11 protein-coding genes and 1 tRNA gene are annotated in these 11,725 nt (G+C 41.6%); 9 read left to right on the plus strand and 3 right to left on the minus strand.

Annotation, left to right across the window (positions count from 1 at the left end; genetic code table 11):
- Positions 1-71 precede the first annotated feature (71 nt).
- The 3 genes from PHG22_04250 (at position 72) to PHG22_04260 (ending at position 1,793) form a co-directional block, all read left to right on the plus strand.
- Complete coding sequence (locus tag PHG22_04250; protein MDD5490964.1) at positions 72-311, plus strand: DUF5320 domain-containing protein; 240 nt, start codon at positions 72-74, stop codon at positions 309-311.
- 99 nt (positions 312-410) lie between these two features.
- Complete coding sequence (locus tag PHG22_04255; GenBank protein MDD5490965.1) at positions 411-686, plus strand: DUF134 domain-containing protein; 276 nt, start codon at positions 411-413, stop codon at positions 684-686.
- Between the two features lie 3 nt (positions 687-689).
- Positions 690-1,793 (plus strand): YibE/F family protein, encoded by a 1,104-nt coding sequence (locus tag PHG22_04260; GenBank protein MDD5490966.1) that lies wholly within the window; start codon positions 690-692, stop codon positions 1,791-1,793.
- Between the two features lie 52 nt (positions 1,794-1,845).
- Here the strand turns inward: PHG22_04260 and PHG22_04265 are convergent.
- A tRNA-Ala gene (locus tag PHG22_04265) sits at positions 1,846-1,921 on the minus strand.
- Between the two features lie 161 nt (positions 1,922-2,082).
- On the opposite strand from PHG22_04265, the gene PHG22_04270 reads away from it, so the two are divergent.
- Positions 2,083-2,592 (plus strand): hypothetical protein, encoded by a 510-nt coding sequence (locus PHG22_04270; protein ID MDD5490967.1) that lies wholly within the window; start codon positions 2,083-2,085, stop codon positions 2,590-2,592.
- 65 nt (positions 2,593-2,657) lie between these two features.
- On the opposite strand, the gene PHG22_04275 is transcribed toward PHG22_04270, so the two are convergent.
- Positions 2,658-3,098, minus strand: coding sequence for a DoxX family protein (locus PHG22_04275; protein MDD5490968.1), 441 nt, complete (start codon positions 3,096-3,098; stop codon positions 2,658-2,660).
- A 284-nt stretch (positions 3,099-3,382) separates the two neighbouring features.
- Between PHG22_04275 and ileS the strand changes: the two genes are divergently transcribed.
- The 5 genes from ileS to PHG22_04300 all read left to right on the plus strand — a co-directional run bounded on the left by ileS (position 3,383) and on the right by PHG22_04300 (position 9,752).
- On the plus strand, positions 3,383-6,280 hold the full coding sequence (gene ileS / locus PHG22_04280; GenBank protein MDD5490969.1) for an isoleucine--tRNA ligase: 2,898 nt from the start codon (positions 3,383-3,385) through the stop codon (positions 6,278-6,280).
- A gap of 17 nt (positions 6,281-6,297) precedes the next feature.
- A complete protein-coding gene (locus PHG22_04285) occupies positions 6,298-7,269 on the plus strand; it encodes an NGG1p interacting factor NIF3 (protein MDD5490970.1) in 972 nt (323 codons plus the stop codon).
- 20 nt (positions 7,270-7,289) lie between these two features.
- Entirely contained in the window at positions 7,290-7,850 is a 561-nt protein-coding gene (locus tag PHG22_04290; GenBank protein MDD5490971.1) for a hypothetical protein, read from the plus strand.
- A 352-nt stretch (positions 7,851-8,202) separates the two neighbouring features.
- Positions 8,203-8,760, plus strand: a complete 558-nt coding sequence (gene ruvA / locus PHG22_04295; GenBank protein ID MDD5490972.1) for a Holliday junction branch migration protein RuvA — start codon at positions 8,203-8,205, stop codon at positions 8,758-8,760.
- Positions 8,761-8,768: 8 nt separating this feature from the next.
- Positions 8,769-9,752: a peptidoglycan bridge formation glycyltransferase FemA/FemB family protein gene (locus PHG22_04300; GenBank protein MDD5490973.1), complete on the plus strand. Its 984-nt coding sequence runs from the start codon at positions 8,769-8,771 to the stop codon at positions 9,750-9,752.
- A gap of 62 nt (positions 9,753-9,814) precedes the next feature.
- Here PHG22_04300 and PHG22_04305 read toward each other — a convergent pair whose 3' ends face one another.
- The gene (locus tag PHG22_04305; protein ID MDD5490974.1) at positions 9,815-11,722 is read right to left on the minus strand and encodes a hypothetical protein; all 1,908 of its coding nucleotides are present in this window, start codon (positions 11,720-11,722) and stop codon (positions 9,815-9,817) included.
- Positions 11,723-11,725 lie beyond the last annotated feature (3 nt).

Here is an 11,725-nt window from a genome sequence, read left to right on the forward strand (position 1 = left end):
GGTGTATATTCATAATAGATAGTGGATAAAGGCCGAGCTATCTATTAAAATTAAGAAAGGGGGTGAATAATATGCCAAAATTAGATGGAACTGGCCCAATGGGGCAAGGCGCTGGAACCGGACGAGGATTAGGCCCTTGCGGAGGCGGGATGAAACGAGGTTGGGGTTGCTGGGGCAGAGGTTTAGGATTTAGGAGATTTATTTCTCCTAAAAATGAACTGGCTGCCCTGAAAGATGAAGAAAAAATACTTGAGGAAGAATTGGCGGCGATCAAAGAAGAAAAAGCAGCCCTAAAAGACCAGCAAAAGTAAAAGAAGGCACGGGACTGGCCCTTCGTTTTTGGCGGAGGGCCGAGTGGCCTTCTCTTACATAAGAGAGAATAACAAATTTATTATAATTTTTCAATATCTATGCCGCGACCGAGACTTTGCAGAAAAATAATGTTTGATCCCAAGATAACTTATTTTAAACCCCAAGGCGTGCCTATGAGGTTTCTTGAGATTGCGGAATTAACAACCGAAGAAATGGAATCTTTCCGCTTGCGCCATATCAATGATTTAGAACAAAAAGAAGCCGCTAAAAAAATGCATACTTCCCAAAGTACATATCAAAGGATACTATATTCGGCGTATAAAAAAATCGCCGATGCTTTAATAAATGGGAAAGCAATTAAAATAATAAAATAAAATATGAAAATCAAGGCGCTGCTGTTAATTTTTTTCTTTCTTTTGTTGCCCGCAGCATTATTTGCTCAAAATAACCCAGAACAAAAAGAGGAAGAAATTTTTAAAGCTCGGGTGGTTGATATTCTTGAACAAAAAAATGTTACTCGTGATGATGGTTCAATTTCAACTCAACAAAAATTGAAACTTAAGGGGCTGGGAGAAGATTGGAAAGATAAAGAAATAATTTTTGACGGAATAGGATTTGATGTTTTGTCAGCCAGTGAATATAAAGTCGGGGACAAGGTATTAGTCAATTATAGTCCCGGACTGGAGGGGGAGGAAAATTTTTATGTGATCGGTTTTTCCCGCACTCGTCCTGTTTATTGGTTGGTGTTCTTGTTTGCCTTGATTGTAACAGCAGTCGGCAGATTAAAAGGATTCCGGGCGCTGATTGTCTTGTTGCTGACTTTTTTAATCATTTTAAAATTCATTGTTCCAAAAATATTATCCGGCAGCAACCCGCTTTTAATTAGTATTATTGGTTCGTTCTTTATTTTAATTTTGGCTGTTTATATCACAGAAGGATTTAAACGGACATCAACAGTCGCTATTTTTTCCATCTTAATTTCTCTAATAATTACTGGCTTGTTATCTGTCTGGTTTTCAGCCATAACAAAATTGACGGGATTTGCCAGTGAGGAAGCGGCATACTTAATCGAATTATCGGGCGGCGATATAAATATTAAAGGTCTCTTGCTCGCGGGAATTATTATCGGAGCACTCGGCGTTTTAGATGACGTAATTATTTCTCAAGTGGCGTTAGTTAAGGAATTGAGAATTTTGAACCCGCAACTGGCAAAAATCCAAATTTACCGCCAAGCCATGAGAGTTGGAATCTCACACTTGAGTTCAATGGTTAATACTTTGTTTTTAGCTTATGCTGGAGCTTCTTTGCCCCTACTTATTTTATTTAGCGTAAAACAACCGCCATTTTTAACTTTTAATCAAGTGATAGACAACGAAATGATTGCCACGGAAATTGTCAGAACTTTTACTGGCAGTATTGGATTGGTTTTAGCCGTTCCAATCGCGACATTTTTAGCCGTTCAGTTTATAAAAAACAAATAGCTATTAATAGCTATTTGTTTTTTCAACCCCTCAAGGGGCGACTAATTCAATATGGTGGACCCGAGCGGATTCGAACCGCTTACCTCCTCATTGCAAATGAGGCGTTCTACCAACTGAACTACGGGCCCAAAATCAACCAACAACTAACAACTTTGAGCATTTTGTTTTTTAAATATGTATATTATAGCAGTAAAAGCGCGAATTGTCAATGCGCTTGACAGCCGTGGCTTTTTATAATAAAATGTTTTCTAAGTTTGTTCTGTGGGCAATTTAACAAAAGGAGGCAGAAATGAAAGAGAAAAAATCGAGGTGCAAAGTTTCTTCGTTCGAGGAACTGTTTTTTATCCAAAATAAGTTGCTCCGCTGGAAAAGTCGTAGCTGCAAGCCAGACGGTTTACCCAAAGTTTTAAATAAATTTCTTCCGATGTGGAAGAAAAAGGTGAACCAGGCAGCTGTCATTGAATTTTACAAGAGTTTTTTCGGAGTAATCAGTGGGGAGATGCACAGATTGAAAGTGAAGGCGGTTTTAATTAGGCCGTCAGAAAAAGTTCCGTTTTTTGAATTTTTTGCACTGGAAGTTCGGAGAAAAAACGGAACCAATAATACAAAATCACTGGGCTTTAAGTTCGGAGAAAAAATCAACAAGACCAAATTAAAGCCCAATAGTGATTATGCCCAGAAAGAAATTTTTTTGCGTTTCGGAGTAGCTTCGCTTTTGAATCTGGACGCTTCAGACACCCCGATTTTCGGCTTGAGAGTTGCCCCGCACGATGGCCACAGCGCCAAGATATTTTTTTGATTTTATTCACCAAGCCCGTCCCGACAAAATATCGGAACGGGCTTTTTTTATGACTAGTTAACCGATTAGACAGTCGGCGTTTCTTTTTTACCTTTCCACAAAAAGCTGATGCCGCAAACATCTTTAGCTTTGGCGGCAAAATAAACAGACAATAAAAGCAGCAGAGAATTATATTCTATACTGATGGTCGGCAGAACCACTTTTTCGCTCAACAGTCCGGCTAAAATTACCGCCACCATTTCTAAGGCAAAAAGCGAACCGATAACTTTAACCCCCAAGCCAAGGAGTAGGAGCGCCCCGCCGATAATTTCAAAGTAAGCCAAGATCGTCGCCATAATAAGGGGCAGGGGGATAGAAATTAGTTCCAGCAGACCGCTAAACTCGGATAGGTTAGTGGCCTTGCTGATTCCGTGGAGAATAAAAATCAACCCCACAAAAACGCGCAATAAGAGCAGGATAATGTCCGGCAAGCGCATCCCGCACTTTGAGCTTTCGCATTTAAACATAGGTTTTGCTTATTTAATTAGGATTATTTTATTATAGCATATTTTATTGACTAAAAACCATTTATTTGTTAAGCTAAAAATACAATTTTAAAAGCGTTTAATCCCGGTAATCGTCGGGAAAGCTTTCGGAAGAAATCCGTTGATGAAGCGGAAAGTAGAACCGAACGGGCGGCCCGTTATAGCTCCCAATTAAGCATAATGCCGAGATGGTACCTCCCGAGCGTTCGGGATCTTGGTAACAAGTCGGCTTTTTTGTTTAATTAATTTTAGTAGATAATAAAATTATGTCAGAAGGTAAAATAAAGAAATCATTTCCCGAAATTGAAGAAGAAATACTCAAGTTTTGGGAAGAAAATAAAACTTTTGAGAAATCCGTGGCGCAAAGAGATGAAAAAAATCTTTACGTTTTTTATGATGGTCCGCCGTTCGCCACCGGCCTGCCCCACTACGGGCATATTGTGGCCGGAACCATGAAAGACGTGGTGCCGCGCTATTGGACGATGAGGGGCAAACGCGTGGAGCGCCGCTGGGGGTGGGATTGCCATGGTTTGCCGATTGAGAACATTGTGGAAAAAGAATTAAATTTAAAAAGCCGTAAGGATATTGAAGCGCTCGGCGTGGCTAAATTCAATGAGGCCTGTCGCAGCAAGGTTTTGATGTACGCCGATGAATGGAAAAAAATCGTCAAACGGCTGGGGCGTTGGGTGGACATGGAAAACGATTACAAAACCATGGACGTTTCTTTTATGGAATCCGTCTGGTGGGTGTTTAAAAGTTTATGGGAGAAGGGTTTGGTTTACGAGGGTTATAAAAGTATGCACATTTGTCCGCGCTGCGAGACCACTTTAAGCAACATAGAAGTAAGCGATGGTTATAAAGATATCAGCGATATTTCCGTCATAGTTAAATTCAAATTAGTCGGAGAAAAAAATGTCTATGCTTTAGCGTGGACTACCACTCCCTGGACTTTGCCGGGCAACGTGGCTTTGGCCGTGGGAGCCGATATAGATTACGCCAAAGTAAAAATAGGCGGAGAGTTTTATATTTTAGCCACGGAACTTTTAGAAGAAGTTTTAAACGGCAAAAAGTACGAGGTCACGGAAAGAATGAAGGGCAAGGATTTGGAAAATAAAAAATATGAACCGTTATTTCCATTCTTTTTGGATAAAGATTTACCCCATAAAGATAATTTGTATAAAATTGTCACCGCCGGATTCGTTTCCACCGACGACGGTACGGGCATTGTCCATATCGCGCCGGCTTTTGGCGAAGACGATATGAATTTAGGTCGCGAGAAAAATTTATCTTTTATTCAGCATGTCAAAACCGATGGACGTTTTACCGATGATATCACCCCTTGGGCCGGCAGGGAAGTAAAACCCAAAGTTGACCCGACGGGCACCGATGCTTTAGTGGTGGAGTATTTAGCCAAAGCTGGTCTGCTTTTTTCCCAGCAAAGATACGAGCATAGTTATCCTCATTGCTGGCGTTGTGAATCTCCGCTGTTGAATTATGCAGCTTCTTCCTGGTTTATTAAAGTGACGGCCGTCGAAGAAGAGATGTTAAAATTAGCCAAAGAAATTAATTGGGTGCCGGCGCATTTAAAGGAAGGCCGATTCGGGCAGTGGTTGGAAAGCACCAAAGATTGGTCAATCTCCCGCTCGCGCTATTGGGGTAACCCTATGCCGGTTTGGAGATGCGATTCCTGTAAAAAAATCAGAGTTATTGGCAGCAAAGAAGAGCTGGAAAAATTAAGTCAGAAGAAGGTTTCCGACATCCATAAGCATTTTATTGATGAAATAACGTTTAAATGTGAAAAGTGTTCCGGTCAAATGCGCCGCATCCCGGAGGTCTTTGATTGCTGGGTGGAAAGCGGTTCTATGCCCTATGGACAGATGCATTATCCCTTTGAGAACAAAAAGAAATTTGAAGAAAATTTTCCCGCCGAGTTTATCGGCGAAGGGGTTGACCAGACGCGCGGTTGGTTTTATACGCTTCATGTTTTAAGCACGGCGCTTTTTGCCCGGCCGGCCTACAAAAACGTTATTGCTAACGGCATTGTGCTGGCGGAAGACGGGCAAAAGATGTCCAAAAGTAAAAATAATTACCCCGACCCCATGGCCTTAGTGAATAAATATGGCGCTGACGCTTTGCGTTATTATCTGACCACTTCGGCGGTGATGAAAGCCGAGGATTTGTGTTTTTCCGAAAAGCAGGTGGATGAGGTTTATAAAAAAGTGATTTTGATTTTGGAGAACGTTCTTAGTTTTTATGAGATGTATAAGGAAAAAAAGATTAAAGAGGTGAAGAGCAGACATATTTTGGACCGTTGGGTTTTATCCAAGGTTAACGAATTAGTCCGCGATGTTACCGTTGCCATGGAAGCGTATGATTTGCCGGCGGCCGCCAAACCCATCGCAGAGTTTATTAACGAGCTTTCCACCTGGTATATCCGCCGCAGTCGGGACCGTTTTAAATCCGCGGACTCTGAAGATAAAAAAGCGGCCTTAAGCACACTGGATACCATTTTAAAAAAGTTGGCTTTGGTGGCAGCGCCTTTTACTCCCTTTTTAGCCGAAGAAATTTGGCGAAAGGTCGGGAATAAAGAGTCGGTTCATTTGGAGAAGTGGCCGGAAAGTGGAGAAATTTTGCCGGAAGTTTTGGAGCAAATGGGAAAAGTTAAAAAAATAGTGGAAGAAGTTTTGGCCGGCCGCGACGAGGTGGGCATCAAAATCAGACAGCCGCTCGCCGAACTGGTTATTGCCGAAAAAATAGGCGAAGAATATCTGGAGATATTAAAAGACGAAGTGAATGTTAAAACCGTGAAGATGGTGGCTAAGGACGAGCTTCCTAAGGGAGAAAAGTGGCTGGAGAAAGCGGGGATTTTTTCGCTTAATCTGGAAATCTCCGAGGAGTTGAAAAAAGAAGGCCTCATCAGGGATTTGACGAGGCAGGTGAATGCTTTGCGCAAAAAAGCGGGGCTGACCATCAAAGACCAGGTGGATATTTTTTATGAGACCGTGGACGAACTGATAATGGGAGCAATTGCTGACCATGAAGAGAAATTGAAAAATGATACCTTGTCCCGAGCCATTAAGCCCGGCAAGGGGGATTTTGACGCCGAAGCGGAATTGGAGCTTAACGGCGCCAAGTTTTGGCTGGGCATTAAAAAGTTTAATTAAAATAAGTTACCTCTATGATGACCATCAAACAAATTTATGATTTAGCCATAAAAATGGGGATTAAAAACGACTTGCGCGGAGAACGGGCCGTGGCTAAACGTTTGAAAAAATTGAATGAGAAATATGCCAAACTCTCCGGAGAAGAAAAAGCGGATTTTGATAAAGAGAGTTTAGTCAATCCTTACGCCGATTCCCGGGTTTATTGCGGCCATCCAGCAAAACCGGTAAAGAGAATTTTGGCCGGCATTGATATTGATACCGGTGAGTTGATGCTGGCCAAAGAGCTTTCCAAGATTAAGCCGATTGACTTGGTTATCAGCCATCATCCGCTCGGGTGCGGGTTGGCGGGTTTGAGCGAAGTGATGGATTTACAGGCCGAAGTTTATGCTATGTATGGCGTGCCTATTCATATTGCCGAGAGTTTAATCAAGCCGCGAATTGCCGAAGTTTCCCGCTCGGTTTCCGGCTCTAACCATAATAAAACCGTGGACGCCGCCAAACTTCTGGGTTTGTCGTTGATGTCGCTTCATACAGCAGCGGATAATCTGGTGGCTAATTTTTTAAAGAAATATGTAGAAAAAAATAAAAGCAAAATAGAAATCGTCGGCGATTTAGTAAAACTTTTAAAAGAAATTCCCGAATACCAAGAAGCCTGTAAAATTAAAGCCGGCCCGTCTATTTTTGCGGGAAGCAAGGAGAAAAGAACCGGCAAAATCGCTTTGACAGAAATCACTGGCGGAACATCCGGTTCCAAGGATGTTTACGAAAAACTTTCCAATGCCGGCATTGGCACGATTGTGGGAATGCATATGCAGGAGCAATGGAAGAACGAGGCCGAGAAAGCTCATCTAAGCGTAGTCATCGCCGGGCACATGTCTTCGGATTCCCTCGGCATGAATTTATTTTTAGATGAATTGGAAAAAAGAGGGATAGAGGTTTTAACCTGTTCGGGATTAATCAGGATTTCCAGAAATAAAAAAAGAAAATAAAATTAGCAGGAGGAAAAAAAATGATTTTCAGCGCAGGAGAAATCGTGGCGTATCTATCTTATGGTCTTTGTGAAATTAAAGAGGCCGTGGAAACAAAAAATGGTGAGAAGGATATCGTTTGTTTGGTGCTCGTTCCTCTTTTTAGAAACGGCAGCAAAACAAGGGTAAGTATGTCTTTTTATGCCAAAGACCCCCGCCGGGGGTTGCGGTATCCTGTTGGCAAGGAAGAGGCAGAGAAGATTTTGCGTCTGCTGGGGGATAAAAGAAAGAAGTTGAATTTAAAAAATGAATGGTCTGCCAAGTGGAAAGAATGCGACAGAATTCTGAATTCCGGAGATTTAGCAAGGATTGCCCAGCTGGCGCTTTACCTTTCCTTTCTTAAAAAAATGAACCCGAAAAATCTGTCTTTTGGCAACGAGCGCCGTTTAGAAAAAGCCTGGTTTCTATTATCAAGTGAAATTGCTTATGTCCTTGGCAAAGGGGCAGATCAAGTGAAAGAAGAAATCAGGGCAATTGTTGATAAGCATTGGTCTAAAAAACCCCCGCGCAAAAAGGTCAAAAAACATAAAAAGCGCCGCTAATAACCGGCGCTTTTTTATTGGGTAAGGCGTGGGTTTGGGTTATGGCAATAGGCCCTTACCCATTGACAAATTGGCAGAATTATGCTATAATAATTTGTTTATGTTATAATAGAAAAAAGAAATAGGAGGGAAAGGGAAGGCGGCGGAATTTAACCCCAAAATACAGGAGGTCCAAAATGAAGAAGAATCAATTTATTATTTTTTTGGAATTGAGGGGTATTAATAACCGCGAGAGGAGGTGATCCGGGGATTTCTGAACCCTTACGGTGGGTTCAAATATGAAATTTTTCGGTCCCGAGTAATCGGGACCGTTTTTTGCTTTTTAAGGGCCAAAATGATATTATAGTTTAATATGTTAGCGTATTTAAAAGGGAAAATAGTTTATTTGGGATTTAACTCGGTAATTATAGAAAACGGGCAGGGCCTTGGCTATGAAATTTTTTTATTGCCCAAGCAGGCCGTCCGGCTGAAAGCCGGCGCAATAGCGGAATTTTATCTTTATGAGAATATCCGTGAAGATGCTTATGATTTGTACGGCTTTTTGACCATGGAAGAGCTGGCTTTTTTTAAAAAATTAATCAATGTCAGCGGCGTCGGGCCGAAATCAGCCCAGCTTATTTTGGGCTTGGGGAAAATTGCCGAGATAGAGTCGGCCATAGACAGCGGTAACGTGGATTTTTTGACCCGTGTTTCCGGCATCGGGACCAAGACCGCCGAACGAATAATTTTGGAGTTGAAGGGAAAACTTATTTTTAGCAATAAGCCCAAAGAAGAAAGCGACATTGAAGCCATCGACGCGTTGATGAAGTTGGGATATACTAAAGTCCAAGCCGGCGAGGCGGTCGGGGGAGTGAGCGAGGCCAAAACCACCGAAGAAAAAATAAAAATGGCGTTAAAAAATTTAGGGTAATATTAAAAATGAAAATTGTTGAAATAAAAGATAAAATTTTTTGGAATAATTTTGTAAAGCAGAATGGAGAATATTCTGCTTTTTTGCAGTCATGGGAATGGGGCGAGTTTCAGAAAAATTTAGGTCGAAAATTTTGGAGATTGGGAGGAGAAGAAGACGGTCAGCTTATTGGGGTGGCATTAGTTATTAAAAATAATTTACCACTGGGGAAAAGTTATTTGTATATACCGAGAGGGCCGATAACAACTTATAACTCACAACTTGAAACTCATAACTTTTTAGAAAAAATTATTGAGTATATTAATGACAAGAGCATTATTTTTATGAGATTTGAGCCGCCACAGCAATTTACAATTGACAATTTACAATTGACAGCCAAAAAAGTTGGCGCTGTTCAACCTGAGCATTCCTTGATTTTGGATTTAGGCAAGAGTGAGGAAGAATTATTGGGAGCGATGCATCCTAAAACCCGTTACAATATTCATTTAGCCGAGAAAAGGGGAGTAAAGGTTTATTTTCGGAAAGAAAAAGAAGACGCAGAGAATTTTTGGCGGCTGCTTCAGGAAACCGCCAGCCGCGATGAATTTAGAGCTCACGATAAAAATTATTATCAGAGGATGTTGGAATTAGAAAATGTTTATGTGGCGACAGCGGAATATCAGGGTAAGGTTTTAGCGGCGAATATAATTATCAATTGGGGCGAGACAGCCACATATTTACACGGCGCTTCTTCTAATCAAGAACGGCAGGTAATGGCGCCGCATCTTTTGCAATGGGAGACAATTAAAAGAGCCAAAGCCGAGGGGTATAAATATTATGATTTTTGGGGCATTGCTCCCCCGGGTTCTTCTAAAGCCAAATCCTGGGCGGGAATAACTAGATTTAAAAAAGGTTTCGGAGGAGAAGAAGTAAAATATCCCGGAACCTACGATAAAGTTATTAGTGCTTGGTGGTACCAATTTTATAATTTAGGGAGAAAAGTCATCTTTTAAAATTTTGGGTAAAAAATAAAAACTCCCCCGTATTCCGCCGGGGGAGTTTTTGAAATAGAAAATTATTTACTTACGATTCCCTTACCCTCGGCCATGGGGTCACTGTCTAAATTAGTGGTAACGGGTCCGGCGGTAAGGAGAATTTGAGCGTTAGTTTTTTTATCATAGGCCTCCAGCGCGGTTTCGGGCGTGAGTTTGATAAAATTACCGGCCTCGGCAGGTGTGGGGGTAATACTGACTTCAAAACTCCCCTCCAGCTCTCTTACTGAAAGCGGGAGGCGATTGATAGTCCAGATTATTTCCCTGGTATTGACGTTAAAATTTAACTGCCCGGCGGAAACTACCGATTTGCCGGTCCAATAAACATTGTCCGGCAGGATAGTTTTAACCTTGACATTGGAAATTTCATGGACAGAATTAGAGAGTTTCCAGATGACGCGGTAGCTAGTGGCTTTATTGACTTCGGGCGGTAAAGGGCCGGAACCGAGCGCGATATTGTCATCGTTAAAATAGCGGCCCATAACTTCCAGCGCCAAATCAGAATTCAGCTCATTGGCGATTGTTTTGGAAGTAATAGTCGTGCCGGTTTTGGAATCACCTACTTCCCCGATTTCTATATCTACCCAACTTAATAATGAACTGGCGATTTCTCCTTCTCCCTTGAAATCAGCCCGATTTTTTATTTTAATTTGCCAATTTATTGTGCCTTCTTCGTCTGGTTTAAGCGTGGCCAAAGATTTAATTTCTTCGCTGGTCCAGATTATTTTTTGGCCCTCTATTTTGCCCTCGTTTTCATCGACTAAACTTTTCCAATCGGGGAGATCGCCGGACAGATTAGCTTTAATTACTAAATCTTTAATCGTCGTTTGCCCTTTGTTTTTATAGACCAAAGAATAATTTAAAGTATCGCCGAAGTTGATTGTTTGATTGTCAGTTGAACCGTTGATGATTAAATTAGCGATTAGTTCACCCTTGAGCACTTCCAAGAGAAAGGTTTTTTCTTGCTGTAAATACCATTCACCGGTGGCGTTTTGCAAACTGACTTGCAGGGTGATTTCTTGTTTGCCGCTGGTATCAGAAAGAAAGGTTCCGGAGAAATCTATTTTTTGCTCTTCTGCCGGTTTGAGTTCCGGAATTATCCAGGCATTTTCCTCGGCCGGTTCAACAATAGCCTTGAGAGATAGATTATCTGGTTTGCGAATGGATATTTTGATATTAGTAAGCGCTTCCGGAGAATTGTTTTTATACTTTATGGAAAAATCAGTCGGTTCGCCGGCGATAATCTCCTCCGGAGAATCAAGCGCCACGTCAATTACCGAGGAAGTTATTTTAGTATTTAAGGAAGCCACTTCTTGAAAGTCAGCGTTGAAATTAGAGGGGCGATAATCAAAATAAATAGTGATGGTTTTGTCGGAATTGATATTACCGAGAAGCTTGCCGGTAATTTTTATTTCACCTTCGGAGCGAGAGGCGATAGTGCCCAGCGACCAGCGGTTTTTATTTTCATTCAGAGGCTGGGGCGTGGCGGAAGCGAAAACAAACCCTTGGGGATATTGGGCGGTAATTTCCACTTTAGAGATGGGGATTTTTTCCTCATTGCGATATTTAACGATATAATTTATTTCTTGACCGGAGGAAAAAGTTTCCGGGCCGGTTATTTCCACGCGGATATTTTCCCCTTTAAATTTTGTTAAACCGCCAAAAACAAAAAACCCCAGCCAGGCGGCGATGGCCAGCAGACCGAGAAAGGAGCCGGTCAGTATCAGGGTATTCCTTAGACGATGAGATTTGATTTTTTCCAGCTTAGACATGTCCGGCAAGCCATTTTCGTCTTTATAGATGCCGATAAGTTCTTCCGGCACAGACCGTTTGCCGTTTTTTTGAGTTTTTATTTTGGCCAGAGTTTTATTCTTTCCTATCTCGGTAGCGATGTCTCGGGGCGTAATTTTGGGTTTACTATTTTTAGCCATATT

It is taken from the genome of Patescibacteria group bacterium (assembly GCA_028716045.1).
Lineage (GTDB): Bacteria > Patescibacteriota > Patescibacteriia > JAQUQO01 > JAQUQO01 > JAQUQO01.

Bases quoted from the DNA above. Each gene is read 5' to 3' on its own strand.
- PHG22_04250 (MDD5490964.1), top strand. From the start codon at position 72: ATGCCAAAATTAGATGGAACTGGCCCAATGGGGCAAGGCGCTGGAACC.
- PHG22_04255 (MDD5490965.1), top strand. From the start codon at position 411: ATGCCGCGACCGAGACTTTGCAGAAAAATAATGTTTGATCCCAAGATA.
- PHG22_04260 (MDD5490966.1), top strand. From the start codon at position 690: ATGAAAATCAAGGCGCTGCTGTTAATTTTTTTCTTTCTTTTGTTGCCC.
- ruvA (MDD5490972.1), top strand. From the start codon at position 8,203: ATGTTAGCGTATTTAAAAGGGAAAATAGTTTATTTGGGATTTAACTCG.
- PHG22_04305 (MDD5490974.1), bottom strand. From the start codon at position 11,722: ATGGCTAAAAATAGTAAACCCAAAATTACGCCCCGAGACATCGCTACC.
- PHG22_04290 (MDD5490971.1), top strand. From the start codon at position 7,290: ATGATTTTCAGCGCAGGAGAAATCGTGGCGTATCTATCTTATGGTCTT.
- ileS (MDD5490969.1), top strand. From the start codon at position 3,383: ATGTCAGAAGGTAAAATAAAGAAATCATTTCCCGAAATTGAAGAAGAA.
- PHG22_04275 (MDD5490968.1), bottom strand. From the start codon at position 3,098: ATGTTTAAATGCGAAAGCTCAAAGTGCGGGATGCGCTTGCCGGACATT.
- PHG22_04300 (MDD5490973.1), top strand. From the start codon at position 8,769: ATGAAAATTGTTGAAATAAAAGATAAAATTTTTTGGAATAATTTTGTA.
- PHG22_04285 (MDD5490970.1), top strand. From the start codon at position 6,298: ATGACCATCAAACAAATTTATGATTTAGCCATAAAAATGGGGATTAAA.
- PHG22_04270 (MDD5490967.1), top strand. From the start codon at position 2,083: ATGAAAGAGAAAAAATCGAGGTGCAAAGTTTCTTCGTTCGAGGAACTG.